General features: G+C 73.3%; 16 protein-coding genes. 6 read left to right on the top strand and 10 right to left on the bottom strand.

Annotated elements, in window-relative coordinates; genetic code table 11:
* Nucleotides 1-4: 4 nt before the first annotated feature.
* On the bottom strand, nucleotides 5-2,206 hold the full coding sequence (locus AB0J97_RS34015; RefSeq protein ID WP_364096364.1) for an RICIN domain-containing protein: 2,202 nt from the start codon (nucleotides 2,204-2,206) through the stop codon (nucleotides 5-7).
* A gap of 245 nt (nucleotides 2,207-2,451) precedes the next feature.
* Here AB0J97_RS34015 and AB0J97_RS34010 point away from each other — a divergent pair, with 245 nt between their 5' ends.
* Nucleotides 2,452-3,438: a LacI family DNA-binding transcriptional regulator gene (locus tag AB0J97_RS34010; RefSeq protein WP_364096577.1), complete on the top strand. Its 987-nt coding sequence runs from the start codon at nucleotides 2,452-2,454 to the stop codon at nucleotides 3,436-3,438.
* A gap of 40 nt (nucleotides 3,439-3,478) precedes the next feature.
* Here the strand turns inward: AB0J97_RS34010 and AB0J97_RS34005 are convergent, their stop codons facing one another.
* Together AB0J97_RS34005 and AB0J97_RS34000 are read right to left on the bottom strand one after the other, a co-directional pair.
* Entirely contained in the window at nucleotides 3,479-4,069 is a 591-nt protein-coding gene (locus AB0J97_RS34005) for a phosphatase PAP2 family protein (protein ID WP_357706667.1), read from the bottom strand.
* A gap of 39 nt (nucleotides 4,070-4,108) precedes the next feature.
* Entirely contained in the window at nucleotides 4,109-5,095 is a 987-nt protein-coding gene (locus AB0J97_RS34000) for a LacI family DNA-binding transcriptional regulator (protein WP_357706761.1), read from the bottom strand.
* 202 nt (nucleotides 5,096-5,297) lie between these two features.
* Between AB0J97_RS34000 and AB0J97_RS33995 the strand changes: the two genes are divergently transcribed.
* The 4 genes from AB0J97_RS33995 to AB0J97_RS33980 all read left to right on the top strand — a co-directional run bounded on the left by AB0J97_RS33995 (nucleotide 5,298) and on the right by AB0J97_RS33980 (nucleotide 9,480).
* The gene (locus AB0J97_RS33995) at nucleotides 5,298-6,143 is read left to right on the top strand and encodes a sulfotransferase (protein WP_357706669.1); all 846 of its coding nucleotides are present in this window, start codon (nucleotides 5,298-5,300) and stop codon (nucleotides 6,141-6,143) included.
* Complete coding sequence (locus AB0J97_RS33990; RefSeq protein WP_364096359.1) at nucleotides 6,140-7,318, top strand: glycosyltransferase family 4 protein; 1,179 nt, start codon at nucleotides 6,140-6,142, stop codon at nucleotides 7,316-7,318. Before AB0J97_RS33995 ends, AB0J97_RS33990 begins: the two co-directional genes overlap by 4 nt.
* A gap of 126 nt (nucleotides 7,319-7,444) precedes the next feature.
* Nucleotides 7,445-8,344 carry a D-alanyl-D-alanine carboxypeptidase family protein gene (locus AB0J97_RS33985; protein WP_357706671.1) on the top strand — a complete coding sequence of 300 codons (900 nt, stop codon included), beginning with the start codon at nucleotides 7,445-7,447 and terminating at the stop codon, nucleotides 8,342-8,344.
* A gap of 80 nt (nucleotides 8,345-8,424) precedes the next feature.
* A complete protein-coding gene (locus tag AB0J97_RS33980) occupies nucleotides 8,425-9,480 on the top strand; it encodes an oxidoreductase (protein ID WP_364096355.1) in 1,056 nt (351 codons plus the stop codon).
* Between the two features lie 42 nt (nucleotides 9,481-9,522).
* Here the strand turns inward: AB0J97_RS33980 and AB0J97_RS33975 are convergent, their stop codons facing one another.
* Nucleotides 9,523-9,855: a hypothetical protein gene (locus AB0J97_RS33975; RefSeq protein WP_364096352.1), complete on the bottom strand. Its 333-nt coding sequence runs from the start codon at nucleotides 9,853-9,855 to the stop codon at nucleotides 9,523-9,525.
* Between the two features lie 54 nt (nucleotides 9,856-9,909).
* Nucleotides 9,910-10,539, bottom strand: a complete 630-nt coding sequence (locus tag AB0J97_RS33970; protein ID WP_364096349.1) for an alpha-ketoglutarate-dependent dioxygenase AlkB — start codon at nucleotides 10,537-10,539, stop codon at nucleotides 9,910-9,912.
* A 190-nt stretch (nucleotides 10,540-10,729) separates the two neighbouring features.
* Between AB0J97_RS33970 and AB0J97_RS33965 the strand changes: the two genes are divergently transcribed.
* A complete protein-coding gene (locus AB0J97_RS33965) occupies nucleotides 10,730-12,076 on the top strand; it encodes an MFS transporter (protein WP_364096346.1) in 1,347 nt (448 codons plus the stop codon).
* A gap of 47 nt (nucleotides 12,077-12,123) precedes the next feature.
* Here AB0J97_RS33965 and AB0J97_RS33960 read toward each other — a convergent pair whose 3' ends face one another.
* The 5 genes from AB0J97_RS33960 to AB0J97_RS33940 all read right to left on the bottom strand — a co-directional run bounded on the left by AB0J97_RS33960 (nucleotide 12,124) and on the right by AB0J97_RS33940 (nucleotide 15,765).
* On the bottom strand, nucleotides 12,124-12,663 hold the full coding sequence (locus AB0J97_RS33960; protein ID WP_364096343.1) for a CGNR zinc finger domain-containing protein: 540 nt from the start codon (nucleotides 12,661-12,663) through the stop codon (nucleotides 12,124-12,126).
* Between the two features lie 59 nt (nucleotides 12,664-12,722).
* Complete coding sequence (locus AB0J97_RS33955; RefSeq protein WP_364096340.1) at nucleotides 12,723-13,679, bottom strand: hypothetical protein; 957 nt, start codon at nucleotides 13,677-13,679, stop codon at nucleotides 12,723-12,725.
* Nucleotides 13,680-13,684: 5 nt separating this feature from the next.
* On the bottom strand, nucleotides 13,685-14,638 hold the full coding sequence (locus tag AB0J97_RS33950; RefSeq protein WP_364096337.1) for a hypothetical protein: 954 nt from the start codon (nucleotides 14,636-14,638) through the stop codon (nucleotides 13,685-13,687).
* 73 nt (nucleotides 14,639-14,711) lie between these two features.
* Nucleotides 14,712-15,074, bottom strand: a complete 363-nt coding sequence (locus AB0J97_RS33945; protein WP_357706685.1) for a DUF2203 domain-containing protein — start codon at nucleotides 15,072-15,074, stop codon at nucleotides 14,712-14,714.
* Between the two features lie 10 nt (nucleotides 15,075-15,084).
* Nucleotides 15,085-15,765 carry a GntR family transcriptional regulator gene (locus AB0J97_RS33940; protein ID WP_364096334.1) on the bottom strand — a complete coding sequence of 227 codons (681 nt, stop codon included), beginning with the start codon at nucleotides 15,763-15,765 and terminating at the stop codon, nucleotides 15,085-15,087.
* Nucleotides 15,766-15,818 lie beyond the last annotated feature (53 nt).

Below are 15,818 nucleotides of genomic sequence, written 5' to 3'. Positions count from 1 at the left end.
GAGGTCAGCCGACGGTCCAGCGCTGCAGCGCCGAGCCGGTGTCGGCCTGCTGGGTGACGGGGGAGCCGTCGGCGGTGGAGGCCGTGGTGAGCGACAGCCCGCTCTTCTGCGAGGCGATCCGGTAGCCGCCCGCGGAGGCGGGGGTGACCTGCCAGCGCTGGTTCGCGGCGCCGGTGCACGTCCACTGGATGACCTTGGCGCCGGCGGCGGTCGAGCCGCCGCTGACGTCCGCGCAGAGCTTCGACAGGTCGTTGGCGATCTGGTAGGAGCCGTCGGACTGGCGGGTGAGGATCCAGCGCTGGTTGGCGCCGGAGTTGGGGGCCCAGGTGATGAGCGGGGTGCCCGGGGTGGTGGAGTGGTCGGGGTCGTCCAGGGCCTTGCCGGCGGCGGTCAGGGTGTGGACGCCGCTCAGGTCGCCGCCCGCCGCGCCGGTGTCGGTCAGCGTCAGGGTCTGCTCGGCCGCGGTGCGCCGCCCGCCGACCGTCCCGCCCGAGGTGTCGCTCCAGTGGCGTACGGGCGTGGTCTCGGCCGGCCGGGCCGCCTCCGCCGACAGGCCGAGCGCGAGGCCGCTGTAGCGGTTGACCAGCCGGTGGCCGCTCCCGCTCGGCACGGCGAACCACTGCTGGCCCGCGGTGGGCCCGCCGGCGCCGGGCGCGGTGACGACCGGCTTCGCCCCCCAGGCCCGGCCGGCGGCGGTGGCCGCGTCCACGCCGAGCAGGCCGCCGGTCGAGGCGTTGGCGATCCGGTAGGAGCCGTCGCCGTTGGAGGTGAACGTCCAGCTTTCCAGGGCCGAGCCGGTCGGGGCGGCGGTGGAGGTGGTCGCCGCGCCGCCAGAGACCTGGGCCAGCACGCGGCCGGCGCCGTTGCCGATCCGGTAGGTCCGGCCCGGGTTCGCCGGGGCGGGAGCGGGCGCGGTGGAGGAGATGGTGAGGGTCGCGTACTCGCCGCTGGAGGTCGCGCACTCGATCGAGCAGTACGAGCGGAACGTCCTGCCGACGACGGTCGAGCCGGTCTTGCTGACCTGGTCGAGGAACCAGCGGTACCAGGAGCCGGAGACGTAGCCGCCGGAGTCGCCGATCAGGCGCCATTTCTGCGTCGAGAGGTCGTCGGTGACGTAGAAGCGCTGGGGCTGACGTCCGGAGACGACCTCGGGCTCGCCGACGTACAGGCCGAGGTGGGCGTCGTAGGCGATGTTCATGATGAACAGGTCGGACTTCGGTGGCAGTTTCCCGGCGGCGATCTGCTGGTCGACCGTGCCGGTGTTGGCCGGGTCGTAGTCGCCGCCCACGGGTGTGTAGCCCTGGGGGTCGGCGGCGGTGACCGGCACCATGTTGCTCTCCTTGCCGCCCACGCCGGGCTGCGACCAGGAGCCGTCGTACCACTTGGTCCACGAGCCGGTCGCCATCTTGGCCGACATCGGCGCCCGCGCCACGTGGGCCAGGCCGCCGTTGCCGCCGCCCACGCCGCCCTTGGGGATGATCCGCGAGCCGTAGTAGACGTAGAAGTAGCCGGAGACCGGGTCGGCGAACAGGCGCGGGTCGCCGTCGCCGTAGTCGTAGGTCTGGTTGGGGAAGGCCGTGCCGTCGTTGCGCCTGGTGCTGTACGGCGAGGTGATCGCGTGGCCCAGGATCGTCCACACGCGGCCCTGGTTCCGGGAGACGGCGTAGTCGAGGGAGTCGTAGTGCAGCCCGTCGCCGAAGGGTTGCGGGGTGAACTCGTTGTGGACCAGGCCGTACCAGTCGCCGGTGTCGGGGTCCACCCAGACGCCGACCAGGTCGCAGTAGTTCTTGTGGGCGTACCCCGAGCCGGCCCCGGCGGAGGTCGCCTCGACGCCGGTCGGGCTGTTGTTGCAGCGCCAGGTCGTGTCGTTGTTGCGGTCGGCGGAGTTGGCCGGGTTGACCGCGTCGCTGATCGCGGCCGAGCGGGTGGCGGTCTCGAAGTTCGTGCCGGTGAAGAAGTCCCAGTAGCGGGGGTCGGAGCTGCCGTAGAGGGCGGCCGACTGCTGGAAGTAGAAGGTGCCGTCCTTGTCGATGTAGGTGGCCGCCGGGGTGTCGGTGGGGTGGGCGTAGCGGCCGGTGGAGTCGACGGTGATGGTGTAGGAGGCGTCGGGCGGTGCGGCCGACGCGGCCGGGGCGGGCAGGGCGCCGCCCAGCACGAGCGTCAGGGCCGCGGCGGTGGCGGTGAGCACGTTGCGATGGGGGGACACGGGTGCTCCTTTCTGTCGGGCACGCCACGCCGGCGTGCCCCCGGTGAACCACGAGCCAGAACCGCGTGGCCGGACCATACGCCAGATTTGACCGCTCAAACAAGGCCCGATTTCGCGTTCTTGCTCTCTTGCCCGGTCAAACAGCACATAATGAGCACGCTGGTTGACTCCGTCGGAGCTCGGCGGCTACGTTTCGGGGCGACGTGTTGGACCGGTCAAACCCTCTGGAGGCAGCGGTGGTCACGATGCAGGACGTGGCCGAACGGGCCGGGGTCACCAAGCAGACCGTGTCCAACGTCGTCACCGGCCGCGTACGCGTCCGCCCCGAGACCGAGGCCAAGGTGCGCGCGGCCATCGCCGAGCTCGGCTACACCCCCAACCTGGTGGCCCGCTCCCTGGCCACCGGCACCACCATGACCGTCGGCCTGTTCGTGCCGACGGTGGCCAGCTCGTTCTACTCGGCCGTGGTCGAGGAGGCCGAGAACGTCCTGGAGGAGCACGGCTACCACCTCCTGCTGTGCACCACCCGCCTGGACGGCGAGCGGGCCCGCCGGCACATCACCGGCCTGACCAGCCGCTCGGTCGACGCCCTGCTGATCGCCGGCGACAACGGCCTCACCGAGCACCTGCCGCTGCTGGCCGGCGCGCGCTTCCCCGTGGCGCTGTGCGCGTGGGAGAGCGAGGTGCCCGACACCCTGCCGGTGGTCACGATCGACTACGAGCAGGCCGGCTACCTGGCCGGGCGGCATCTGCGCGAGCTGGGCCACGAGCGCGTCGCGGTGCTGAGCAGCGCGCCGCACGCCCTGCGCGTGCAGGGGTTCCGGCGCGCGTTCGCCCGCGACGGCCTCGACGTCCCCGCCTCGGCCGTCTTCACCGCGCCGGAGCCTACGGCGATGGGCGGCTTCACCGCCGCCACCGCCGCCCTGACCGCCGTCCCGGAGGTGACCGCGGTCTTCTGCACCCACGACATCCTCGCGCTGGGCGCGCTGGAGGCGGCCCGCCTCGGCGGCCGCTCGGTCCCGGGCGACCTGTCGGTGGTCGGCCACGACGACATCGACGAGGTACGCGTGACGCACCCCGCCCTCACCACGGTCGCCATCCCGAGCCGGGAGATGACCAGGCAGGCCATCGAGCTGCTGCTGCGCGCGCTGGACGAGGGCCGCCCGCCGGTCAACTCCCTGCAACTGCTGCGCTCGACCCTGATCGTCAGGGCCAGCAGCGGCCCCGCCTGACCTGCTCCGGCACCTGCTCCGGCATCTGCTACGGCACCTGCTACGGCGCGGCCTGCCCGGCGAGCGCGCGGCGGACCCACCGGCCGGCCCCGCGCCCGCAGCCCCGGACGCTCCAGCCCGCCGCCGCCCCGACGGCGACCCCGGCGAGGACGTCGCCCGGGTAGTGGGCGCCCACGTACACGCGGGAGGCGGCCACCGCGGCGGCCAGCAGCATGACCGGGGCGGCGACCGGGAGCGGCGCGTCCCTGGCCACCGCCACCGCGAAGGCGACCGCGGACGCGCTGTGCCCCGAGGGCAGCGAGGACGACGACGGCACCCGGCGGCGGCGGATCACCGGGATGAGGTCCGTCAGCGGGCGCGGCCTGCGGATCGCCTGCTTGACGACCATGCTGGTCAGCGGGCTGGCCAGCGAGATCGCCAGCAGCCCCCGTACGCCGGCCCGCTGCAACCGTGGCCGGCCCGTCAGCATCAGCACGCCCGCGACCAGCCCCCACAGGACCGAGTTGTCGGCGGCCGACGACAGGTGCGGGAGCAGGGCGTCGAGCACGGGCAGGTCGGCGCGCGCGACCCGGTCGAAGGCCCGCTTGTCCCAGGCGTCGAGACGTTCGAGCAGCATCATCCAGCCGATCACCTCCGCGACGGCCCTACACCTGCCCGCCGATCACGCCGATCATGCCCGGGACGGCCTGGCTCCCGTGCTCTCCCTGACCACGAGCTCGGGCTCGACCAGCCGCCGGGCCTCGGGCTCGTGCCCGGCCATGAAGTCGAGCAGCAGGTGGAAGGCGTGCCTGCCGACCTCGCCGAAGTCCTGTCGCACGGTGGTCAGCGGGGGCCAGAAGTAGGCCGACTCGGGGATGTCGTCGAACCCGGCCACGCTCACGTCCTCGGGCACCCGGCGGCCGGCCTCGCGCAGCGCGCGCAGCACACCGAGCGCCATCTGGTCGTTGGCCACGAACACGGCGGTGACGTCGGGGTTCTCGGCGAGGCGGCGGCCGAGCTGGTAGCCCGATCGGGCGCTCCAGTCGCCGCGCAGCACGTCGGGCGCCTGGCGGCCGGCGGCCTCCAGCACGCCGCGCCAGCCCTCGATGCGGCCGTTGGCGTCGAGCCAGTCGGCCGGGCCCGCGACGTGCCAGACCGTCTCGTGGCCGAGGCTGAGCAGGTGTCGGGTGACCCGCCTGGCCCCCGCCTGCTGGTCGACCTTGGCCACCGGCACGGGGATGTCGTCGCCCGCGTCGACGGCCACCACCGGCATCTCCGGCGGCAGGTGACGCAGGCCGTCGGCGGCCGACTCGTGCGGGGCCACGATGATCACGCCGTCGACCGCCTGGGCGCGTAACCGCTGCACGCCCTCCTCCATCGACCTGCGGCTGAGCGAGGGCAGGCTGGCGATGCTGACGTTGTAGCCGGCCCGCCTGGCGGCCTGCTCGATGCAGTAGAGCGTGGAGGCCGGGCCGTAGAGGGTGGTGTCGATGCTGACCACGCCGAGCACGCCGGACCTGCCGGTGACGAGCTGGCGGGCGGCCTGGTTGGGCCGGTAGTCGAGCTCGCGCACCGCGGCCATCACGCGGGCCCTGGTCTCCGCGCGGACCCGGTCGGGCGCGTTGAGCACGCGCGAGACGGTCATGGCAGAGACCCCGGCGAGGACGGCCACGTCCATGAGCACCGCGGGCCTGTCGCCCTTCGCTTTCACCGCCGCTCCCTCCTGTCAGCGGTAACGCTAACAGGCCAGGGACGAGATCGTGCGCCCGCGCCGATGCCCTGAGCGGGCCCGGTATGTGGTCCGGTGAGCCCCGGCGTGCCTGGTCGGCGGCTTGACACTGCCAGCTAACTGCCAGGAACGGTATGTAGTCTGCCTCGCCATGAACTGGCAGCGGCACGTCAACAATGCGCTGGTCAGGTTCACCGGATTCCAGATCGAGCGAGTGGGGAACGCCCCTTCTCCCCCGCCCGCTCCCGAGATCAGACCGCCCGCGGATCCGCTAACCGACCGGCTGCTCGAATCCCCCGTCTTCGTCCTGTCCCCCGTACGTTCCGGCTCCACCCTCCTGCGCGCGATCCTCAACGCCCACCCCGACCTGCACGCCCCGCACGAACTGCACGTACGCCGGCTGCGGGTGCAGTTCGACACCTCGCTGGCCGCCAAGGCGATGGGCGCGCTCGGGCACAACCAGGCCGACCTGGAACACCTGCTCTGGGACCGGGTGCTCCACCGCGAGCTGGTCCGCAGCGGCAAGCGGTACGTCGTGGACAAGACCCCCGCCAACGCCTTCGCCCACCAGCGCATCGCCGCCTGCTGGCCGGACGCCCGGTTCGTCTTCCTGCTGCGCCACCCGGCCTCGATCGCCACGTCCTGGCACGAGGCCGGCCCGGACCGGCGCACCCCGGAGGAGGCCGCGCTCGACGCCCTGCGGTACATGAAGGCCGTGCAGAAGGCCAGGGCCGCGCTGCCGGGGCTGACCGTCAGGTACGAGGAGCTGAGCGCCGAGCCCGAGCGCGTCACCCGCGAGATCTGCGCGTTCCTCGGCCTGGAGTGGGAGCCGCGGATGCTCTCCTACGGCGAGCAGCGGGTGCTGGAGAAGGGGCTCGGCGACTGGCGGGACAAGATCAGGACCGGGACCGTCCAGCCCGCCCGCGAGCTGCCCTCCCCCGACCTGATCCCCGAACCCCTCAAGCCCATCTCCCGGACCTGGGGGTACCTCACGTGAAGATCCGCTACCTGATGCTGCACGCCTACGGCATGGGCGGCACGATCCGCACCGTGGTCAACCAGGCGAACGCGATGGCCGCGGCCGGGCACGACGTCGAGCTGGTCAGCCTGGTACGGCGGCGCGACACCCCGCAGTTCGCGATCGACCCCCGGATCACCGTCACCACGCTGGTGGACCAGCGCGACGGCAGGCTGCCCGACTCCGTCGGCCGCAAGGCGTGGCGGCGGATCCGCGGCAAGATCGTGCCGCGCGGCGAGTTCGCGGCCGACTACTTCACCGAGCGGGTGGAGCGCGCCGCGATGGACTACGTCTCCGGCCTGTCGGGCGGCGTCCTGGTGACGACCAGGCCCGCGCTGAACCTGATCTCCGCCCGCCGCACCCCCGCCGACGTCGTCAGGATCGCGCAGGAGCACATGAACCTGTCCGCCTATCCCGACACGATCCGCAGGGAGATCGCCCGCCATTACGGCAGGTTCGCCGCGGTGACCGTGCTGACCATGACCAACAAGCTCGAATACCAGCGGCTGCTGCCGGACACGCCGGTGGTCGTGATCCCGAACGCCGTCCACCGCGTGGAGCAGGAGCGGTCCCGGCAGGTCAACCCGGTCGTGGTGGCCGCCGGGCGGCTGGTGCCGCAGAAGGGGTTCGACCTGCTCATCGAGGCGTTCGCGCAGGTCGTACGGGTGCATCCGGAGTGGCGGCTGCGCGTGTTCGGCACCGGGCCGCGCCGCAGCCAGCTCAGCGGGCTGATCGCGCAGCACGGGCTGGCCGATCACGTGACGCTGCCCGGACGTACCGAGCGGCTGGAGAAGGAGCTGGCCGAGGCGTCGGTGTACGCGCTCAGCTCCCGCTTCGAGGGCCTGCCCATGGTCATGATCGAGGCCATGACGCACGCGCTGCCCGTGGTCGCCTTCGACTGCCCGACGGGGCCACGGGACGTGCTGACCGACGGCGTGGACGGCGTCCTGGTGCCGCCCAGGGACGTGGACGGGCTGGCCGCGGCGCTGATCCAAGTGATCGGCGACCGGGAGCGGCGGGTGCGGATGGGCGAGGCGGCGGCGACGACGTCGCGGGCGTACGCGCCCGAGGTGGTGATGCCGATGTGGGAGGAGTTGTTCTCGGGGCTGGTGCAGGGGAACCGGACGGCGGGCAACTTCTGGGCGGGCCGCTGATCTGCCTGGATCCGCGAAGATCTACCCGACGGATCCTGCGGCCAGGGCGGCGTTTCTAACGATTAGGTCACAGATTTAGCTGCAAATCGTTAAGAGCATGCCAAACCGGGCGGCAGCCTGGGGTACATGCGTAACCGGAAAGCTCGACTCACCGCGTTCGCAGGCGCCTTCGCCCTGGTCACGGGGTTCGGCGTGCCTGCGTACGCCCAGACCGCCGCTCCCGTCACCGGTCCTGTCGCCGCGGCCTCCGTGGTCGACGGCGCCCAAGCGCCCGCCGTCTACGGCCGGGCCGCCTACCTGATGGACGCCAGGTCCGGCGCCGCCCTGTTCGGCAAGGCCGCCGACACCCGCATGCCGATCGCCAGCCTCACCAAGACGATGACGGCGTACGTGGTGCTGCAGGCCGCCAAGCCCACGGACATGGTGGAGATCACCGCCCAGGACGCGCAGTACGCCGAGGACGGCGGCGGCACCACCGCCGACCTGCGGCCGGGCGACCGGCTCCCGGTCGGCGAACTGCTGTACGCGCTCATGCTGCCCTCGGGCGCCGACGCCGCCCACGCGCTGGCCCGTACGTACGGGCCCGGCGTGCCGGGGTTCGTCGACAGGATGAACGACACCGCCCGCTCGCTCGGCATGAACGACACCCGGTACGTCAACGCCGACGGCCTGCCCACCTCGGCCGGCGACGGCTGGTCCACGGCCCGCGACCAGTCCGTACTGGCCGCCAAGGCGCTCTCGGTGCCGCTGATCGAGGGGGTCGCCGGGACCCGCTACCACGAGGTGGCCGCGACGGACGAGCACGGCGCGTACGGCTGGCGCAACACCAACCGCCTGCTCGCCGAGCCCGGCGCGATCGGGCTGAAGACCGGGTTCACCCGGGCGGCGGGGTACAGCCTGGCGTTCGCCGGTGAGCGGGACGGGCGACGACTGGTGGGCGTGATCCTGGGCGAGTCGGTCTCCAGCCGCCGCTTCGACACCGCCCAGGCCCTCCTCACCTGGGCCCCCACCCGCGCCGCCGCCTGAGGCATCGCCGCCGGCTCCCGGCCGCGCGCTCGGTGTCCGCATGATGGACGCTCGTGATCTGTTGGGTTAGTTTGCCCGACATGAACGTTCGCATCGCGATGAGCGTGATGTCCGCGGCGCTCGTGCTCGCCGCCCCCCTCCCCGCCCACGCGGCCACCCCCGGACTCGGCTGGGAGCTGAAGGAGACCGGCGTGACCGCCCGCTTCCGCGGCCTGGCCCCCGTGAGCAGGGACGTGGTGTGGGCCGCCGGCACCGGCGGAACCGTCCTGCGCACCGTGGACGGCGGCCGTACCTGGCAGAACGTCTCCCCACCCGGCACCGAGGCCCTCCAGTTCCGCGACGTGGAGGCGTTCGACGCCCGCCGCGCCCTGGTCCTGTCGATCGGCACCGGCACGGACGGCCGCGTCTACCGCACCGAGGACGGCGGCCGCACCTGGACCGAGTCCTTCAGGAACGACGAACCGAACGCCTTCTACGACTGCATGGCCTTCTTCGACCGCCGCCACGGCCTGGCCATGAGCGACCCGGTGGACGGCAGGTTCCGCGTCCTGGCCACCGACGACGGCGGACGGAGCTGGCAGGTGCTGCCCTCGTCCGGCATGCCGGACGCGCTGCCCGGCGAGGCCGGGTTCGCGGCGAGCGGGCAGTGCCTGGTGACCGCGGGCGGGCGCGACGCATGGATCGCCACCGGCGGCGGCGAGCGGTCGCGCGTGTTCCGTTCGGCCGACCGCGGACGTACGTGGACCGTCGCCGACACCCCCGTCCCGGCCGCCGACGCCGCCAAGGGCGTCTTCGCGCTGGCCTTCCGCGACCGGCACCGCGGGATCGCGGTCGGCGGCGACTACCAGCCCGGCCGCCCCTCCCCGAACGCCGCCGCGGTCACCAGGGACGGCGGCGCCACCTGGCAGACCGCCACGACCCCGCCGCCCGCGTACCGGTCGGGGGTGACGTGGCTGCCGCACCTGCCGTTCGCGGCCGTCGCCGTCGGGCCGACGGGGAGCGACGTGACGTACTCGGGCGGGGCCCGCTGGGAGTCCTTCGACGGCGGCTCGTTCGACACGGTCTCGTGCACCCCGGACCTGTCCTGCTGGGCCTCCGGCGAACAGGGCCGCATAGCCCGCCTCCGCCTCCGCTAGAGCGCGTCCGGCCATGCGTACGGACACGAGGAGGAGCAGAACTCAGGACGGGACAGGCGGGCACTCCAGGACCTCGATCGAGTTCCCCGGCATCAGAGCGATATGGGGATGGTCGCTGAAGAGCCGCGCCGCGTCTTCATGCGTCTCGGCCTCCACGATCGCGTATCCGGTCTTCGAGTCGGTGAAGTCCTCGACGCCTCGGGCCGTCACCAGCTTCTTGCGGAAGAGCGGCGCCCCGGGATCGATCAGGGCGTGCTCGTTCTTCTGAGCCCACACCGCCCACGCGTTCATGAACTCACTCTGCTGCTGCTCGGTGAACTCCGCCTTGTCGGCGTCGTCGGCCGCGCCGTTCAGGACAGCGAGAAACCTACCCATGGCCGGAGGGTAGCCCACGAACCAAGCGGAGGGAGGCTGTACCGAGGGGCGGGGTCAGCGGACGCCGCGGGGCCTGAACTGGATGCTGATGCGCGGCCCCGCGGGCCGGGCCGTCTTGGGGATCGCGTGTTCCCACGTGCGCTGGCAGCTTCCGCCCATGACGATCAGGTCGCCGTGCCCGAGGTCGCGCCGGATCGAGGGGCCGCCGCCGCGCGGACGCAGCAGGAGCGGACGCGGGCTGCCCACCGAGACGATCGCGACCATGGTGTCCTCGCTGCCGCCCCGGCCGATGGTGTCGCCGTGCCAGGCCACGCTGTCGCGGCCGTCGCGGTAGAAGCACAGGCCCGCCGTGCGGAAGGGCTCGCCCAGTTCCTCGCCGTAGTGGTCGTCGAGCGCCGCCCTGGCCTCGTCGAGGACGGGGTCGGGCAGCGCCTCCCCTTCGTCGTAGAACTTCAGCAGGCGCGGGACGTCGAGGACCCGGTCGTACATGCGGCGGCGCTCCGCGCGCCAGGGCACCGTCTCGGCCAGCCGCCCGAACAGCGTGTCGGCCCCGGCCAGCCAGCCCGGCCGCAGGTCGATCCAGGCCCCGTGGTCGAGGTACGTCCTGCGGACCGTGGCGCCCAGCCGCCCGACGCCGAGCTCCTCGTCGAGACTCAGCAGAGATGCTTGGAACGCGGCTTTCATGAGGCCGAGTCTACGTCATCTCTCAAACACATTTTCGACTGGGAGCGTGAGGGTGCCCGGCCTGTGCGGTACGCAGTCCGTACAGGCCGGGCAGGTCGCCGCCGGCGGGCGCGAGACCCGCGCGGGACGGTCACCCAAGGTCCTTCCCGCCCGAACCAGCACCTAACGCTCATCCTGTAACGTCTTGCCAGTGTTATCCCGTTACATAGCCGGCGTGGTGGCGGCACGGACCGGCGACGAGATGTCCGGGCCCGCCCTCCTGGTCGCCGGGCTCGCCGCCACCGGCTCGCCGCTGCTCGGAGCGTCGCTGCTGGCCGGGCTGACGGTCTCGGCGGCCGTCGGCGGGCCGCTGCTCGGCGTGCTGCTGGACCGGGCCCGCCGTCCGGGCCGGTTGCTCGCGTGGTGCCTGCTCGGGTACGCGACCGGCCTGCTGCTGGTGGCGGCCGGTGTCGGCAGGGTTCCCGGGACGGCCCTGGTCGCGCTGGCCATGGTGACCGGACTGGCGGGCCCCGCGCTGACAGGCGGCTGGACGGGACAGCTCCCCCTGGTCTCCGGCCCCGACCGGCAACGGCTGGCCCGGGCCACCGCGCTCGACGCCATGACGTACAACGTGGCCGGCCTGGCCGGTCCGGCGGCGGTGGGCGTGGTGGCGGCCATGGCCGGCGGGACGACGGCGGTGCTCGTCTCCGTCGCCCTCCTCCTGTCCGCCCTCCCCACGGCCTGGACCCTCCCCACCCGCGACGACCGCGCCCACGACCGCCTCGCCCACGACGGGCCCGTCTGTGAGGGTCCCACCCGCGAGCGGCGGCGCGCCGGGCTCCTCGCCTCCACGGCGCGGGCCGGCAGGGAGGTCGCGGGTGAGGTGGTGGCCGGGGTCAGGGTGGTTCTCGGGAACCGGGTGTTGTGGCGGGCCACCGCCGGGTCGATGATCTCCTGCGCCGGGACGGGCATGTTCGTGGTGTCGGCGCCGGTGCTGGGCCTGGAGCTCTCGGGTGACAGTGGCCGCGGGACGCTGCTGCTGGCCGTCACGGCGGCGGCCGGCCTGGCCGCGAACGGCCTCCTGGCCTGGCGAGGCGGCTCCCGGAGGCGGAAGGCGACCCCGCCGTGGGACGCGACGCTGGTGTGGGCCACTGCCCTGGTCGGCGCGGGCATGGCAGTCGCGGCCGTCGCGGGACTGGTGGGGATGTCCGTCGCGGAGCCCTCCGTGGAGGGGCCGCCGGGAATGGGGGCGGCCGTGGCGGGGGCGTACTGGGTGGCGGTGGTCGGGGCGGGGTTGGTGGGGGTGGGCGAGGGGCCGCAGTTGACGGCGCTGTTCGCGGTGCGGCAGCGGGAGGCGCCCGCCGGGCTGCGGAGTCAGGTGTTCACGACCGGCGCCAGCCTCAAGATCACGTCGTTCGCCGTCGGCTCGGCGCTGGCCGGGCCGTTGAGCGCCCACTCGGCCGCCGCGGCCCTGCTGGCCGGCGCGGTGACGCAGCTCGTGGCCGTCTGCGTCCTCGCCCACCGCCGCGCACGGCGGGCGTCAGCGGAAAGCCGCTGACGGAGGCACGCGGGAACGCCATCAGGCGGCATCGGGAGCCAGGGACGTCAGGGGGTGGTGGGGAGGCGGGAGCGGTGGGCGGCGACGCGGGCGCGGGTGGCGCAGCGGGTGCCGCAGTAGCGACGTGGGCTGCCGCCGCCCAGGTCCAGGTACGGCCGCCCGCACCCCGCCGCCGCGCACAACCCGCCCGGGACGCGCTGATGATCGGCGAGCAGCACCGCCAGGGCCATCGCCGAGGAGGCCAGGAACCACTCGGCCCACGGCGCGTCGTCGCCGCTGTCGACATGGACATGCCAGGACGTCGTGCCCGCGTGGCTGGTCAGCCGGGGCGGCCGGGCCGACTCCGACAGCAGCCGGTTGAGCAGGTCCGCCGCCTCCCCGGCGTCGCGGGCCCCGAGCACGTCGCGCAGCCGGGCCGCCACCGCGCGCATCGCGGCCACGTCGGAGCCGCCGAGGCGCAGGTCGCCGTGCTCGCCGTGGCGGCGCAGGACGTCCGTCACCGAGGCGGCCGTCGGCTGTCCGTGCAGCAGCTCCGTGCACAGCTCGACGGCTCTGACGGCCATCGCCCTGGTCGAGTGAACCTCCACGCGGCAAGCGTATCCACGGCGGGGCTCCCCCTGCCCGCGCCGTGGACCGCGATCCCGGGTCAGCCGCCGCAGGCGGCGAAGACGAAGGTGTCCTTGAGCACGGTGTACCGGTCCCTGACCCGTACGGCGCCCGTCCCGGTGTCGATCTGCACGATCGTCATCCTGGACGACCCGGACACCAGGTGCAGCGTGACCTGCGTGTCGCCGGTCCAGTCGATCATGCTGAGGTCGCCGGCCGGCAGCTTGATCTTCTTGCGTCCGGTGACCTCGTCGGTGGCCAGGTCGTAGGTGAGCAGTTCGGTCTTCTTCCCGCGGATCACGACGGCCGCCGTGTGCCCGTCGCCGGCCAGCGCCTGCGGGCCGTTGGCGGCCACGACCTGCGGCGGCGTGGCACGGACGAGCTGCTCGCCCGTCTCGTCGCGGACGACCAGGTCGGTGACGGAGTCGTCGGAGTCGATCGTGGACAGCACCTCGTCGCCGTCGCCGCTGAAGCCCAGGACGGTCTCGTCCGCGGGCACGGTGCCGAGCAGGGCGCCGGTGGCCGTGTCGAAGATCCTGGCGTCGGCGGGCTTCTCGCTCCCGATCACGACGGCCAGCCGCGCGCCGTCGTCGGACAGCTGCAGCGTCACCTCGTTCTGGGCGACCCGCGGCAGCGCGTCCTTGGGCAGCAGGGTGACGCCGCCGCCGAGGACGCGTACGGCCAGGCGCCCGCCCTTGGTGAAGTACGCCACGCGCTGCCCGTCGCCGCTGACCGCGATCGGCGCCGGCGAGTCGACGACGGACCGTCGCCGGGCGTCGAGCGCGACGACCTGGGCGTCGGGCAGCGCCATGCGCCCGCCGTCGTGCATGACGAGCCGCCACTGCCCGCAGGGCCTGGAGGCGCCGTCCTTGCCGGGGCAGCCCTTGACGGAGGCGTACCGGATGCTGTCGTGACCGTGGTGCGGCGCCGCCTGGGCGGCGGCCGGCACGGCGGCGAGGGTGAGCAGGGCCGCGGTCAGCAATGGGACGATTCTCATGATGATCATTCCCCCGGGAACACGATGGTGTGGGAGTCGGGGCCCACCTTGTAGGTGTCCGTACGGCGGGCCTGGCCGGAAGCGGGGTCGACGGTGAGCACCCGTACCACCGTCGACTTCGTGGTGCTGCTGTCGTAGGAGTAGGCGACGAGCGTGCCGTCAGGCGCCCAGCGGGCGTGGTCGGGCGGGGTGTCGCTGGTCAGGGGGAGGTTCACGCCGTCGGAGAGCCGCGCGGTCTCCAGGTCGTAGGTGCGCGTCCTGGGCGGGGTCCCGCGGCCGGGGGCGCCGGAGCTGAACGCGGCGACGGTGTGCCCGTCGGAGGACAGCGCGAGGGCGACGGCGTTGGCGACGAACTGCGGGGCCGGGCTCCTGAGCGTGCGGCCGTCGAGCCCGTGGGAGTAGAGCCATTTGGTGCCGTCGCTCAGGTCGCGGGTGGCCAGCACCTCGTCCCCGTCGCCGCTGAAGCCGGCCGGGTCGCCCTTGACGGTCAGGCGGGTGATCCGGCCGGTGGCCAGGGTGAGCACCTTGACGTGTCCCTTGCCGCCGGCGAGGACCCGGTCGCCCGCCGGGGACAGGAACAGCGCGCCGTCCTCGCCGCCGGGCCGGAAGGAGCTGGGCAGCTCCCTGACCGGGCCGCCGGCCGCCGCCCGTACGACGAGGCGGTGGTCGCGGGCCCGCTGGTAGACGATCGTCCGGCCGTCGCCGCTGAGGGCGAACAGCGAGGTCGCGCGGCCCTTGGCGCGGGCGGCGGAGTCGCTCACGGTGACCTTGCGGCCGTCCCGTAGGAGCAGGTGCCAGGGGCCGCACGGGGACGTCCCCTCGACGGGGAGTTCGCAGGTGGTGACCCAGGCCGCGCGAGCCTGCGGCGGCCCGGTGTGCGCGGATGCGGCGGCCGGAAGCCCGAGCCCGCCGACGACCGCCGGCGCGAGGAGCGCGACGGCCGCTGAGGATTGCCTCATGAGTGGTGATCCTTTCGCTCACCTGGTTAGACCCATGGGCACGGTGGCGAGTTGGTCACATGTAGGCCACGCTTCAGGGCAGCGGACGGCGCCCCGCGAAGCCCAGATCCGTACGGTGGTACCAGGCGAGCTCGGGCTCCCCCTCGATCCAGCACAGCCGTACCGACGCCCCGCCGAGCACCGAGGGGAAGTCGATCAGCAGCGGCGCGATGCCCTTGACCTCGATCCCCTGTTCGCTCCAGCCGGTCAGCGTCTCCTGGATGCGCGCCTCGATGGCCTTGATCTCGGGCAGCCCGCCGAGCTGCGACCCGCCGGCGGCCTCCCGGTCGAAGGCGATCTCGGCCAGGTCGGCGCGGCCCGCGACGATCTCCCGCGCCTCGGCGATGATGCCGGGCAGCAGGGCACGCGCCTCGTCCAGGGTGAAGATCCGGTCCATGCGGAAAACGCTACCCGTTCGGCTGGTAGGCGTGGATGAGAAGCCGCTCGGCCTCGTCGAAGTAGTCGTCGAGGCAGGCCGCCGCCTCCTCGGTGCGGCCGGCCTCCAGCAGGGCGAGCAGCTCGCGGTTGCGGCCGATGAACGGCTCGTGGAAGGCGCGCGGGTTGTCCATCACGTGGAAGACCAGGCGCAGCTCGGCCAGGAGCTGCCGCATGGCCTCGTCGAGGCGCGGGCTGCCGTGCAGGCCGACGAGGGCCTGGTGGAAGCGGATGTTGGCGGTGCCGACGCCCTGCCAGTCGCCCTGGGCGGCGGCCCGTTCGGCGTCGCGCACGGCCTCCCCGATGAGCGTGAGCGCCTGCCGTGACGCCGCGCGCCGGACGGCGGCCCCTTCGAGCACCCGCCGCATCGTGTAGAGGTCGGAGACGTCCTCCACGGACGGGAGCCGGACGAAGACGCCCCTGTTGAGCCGGTGGTCGAGCAGGCGTTCGTGGCCGAGCAGGCGGAACGCCTCGCGCAGCGTGTTGCGGGAGACGCCGAGCCCTTCGGAGATGGCCTCCTCCGACAGCCGCTCACCCGGCGGGAAGGCGCCCTCGATGATGTTGTCGCGGAGGATGTCGGCCACGCGCTCGGCCGTGCTGCTGCGGCTCAGTCTCGACCGGTGCCGGGCGAGGTCCGCGACCACGTCTTCCACGTTCGCCAGGGAATCATGGAGCAAACCTCTTGTCGAATTGTTCAACAATCCTT

The organism is Nonomuraea sp. NPDC049607, assembly GCF_040675375.1.
Lineage (GTDB): Bacteria > Actinomycetota > Actinomycetes > Streptosporangiales > Streptosporangiaceae > Nonomuraea.
Note: the sequence above shows the minus strand (reverse complement) of the source record. Positions and strands in the feature narration are given on the sequence as shown.

Coding starts and splice junctions, on each gene's coding strand:
- AB0J97_RS33970 (WP_364096349.1), bottom strand. CDS start 10,539: ATGAAAGCCGCGTTCCAAGCATCTCTGCTGAGTCTCGACGAGGAGCTC.
- AB0J97_RS33950 (WP_364096337.1), bottom strand. CDS start 14,638: ATGAGGCAATCCTCAGCGGCCGTCGCGCTCCTCGCGCCGGCGGTCGTC.
- AB0J97_RS33945 (WP_357706685.1), bottom strand. CDS start 15,074: ATGGACCGGATCTTCACCCTGGACGAGGCGCGTGCCCTGCTGCCCGGC.
- AB0J97_RS33975 (WP_364096352.1), bottom strand. CDS start 9,855: ATGGGTAGGTTTCTCGCTGTCCTGAACGGCGCGGCCGACGACGCCGAC.
- AB0J97_RS34010 (WP_364096577.1), top strand. CDS start 2,452: ATGCAGGACGTGGCCGAACGGGCCGGGGTCACCAAGCAGACCGTGTCC.
- AB0J97_RS33955 (WP_364096340.1), bottom strand. CDS start 13,679: ATGAGAATCGTCCCATTGCTGACCGCGGCCCTGCTCACCCTCGCCGCC.
- AB0J97_RS34000 (WP_357706761.1), bottom strand. CDS start 5,095: ATGGACGTGGCCGTCCTCGCCGGGGTCTCTGCCATGACCGTCTCGCGC.
- AB0J97_RS33995 (WP_357706669.1), top strand. CDS start 5,298: ATGAACTGGCAGCGGCACGTCAACAATGCGCTGGTCAGGTTCACCGGA.
- AB0J97_RS33980 (WP_364096355.1), top strand. CDS start 8,425: ATGAACGTTCGCATCGCGATGAGCGTGATGTCCGCGGCGCTCGTGCTC.
- AB0J97_RS33985 (WP_357706671.1), top strand. CDS start 7,445: ATGCGTAACCGGAAAGCTCGACTCACCGCGTTCGCAGGCGCCTTCGCC.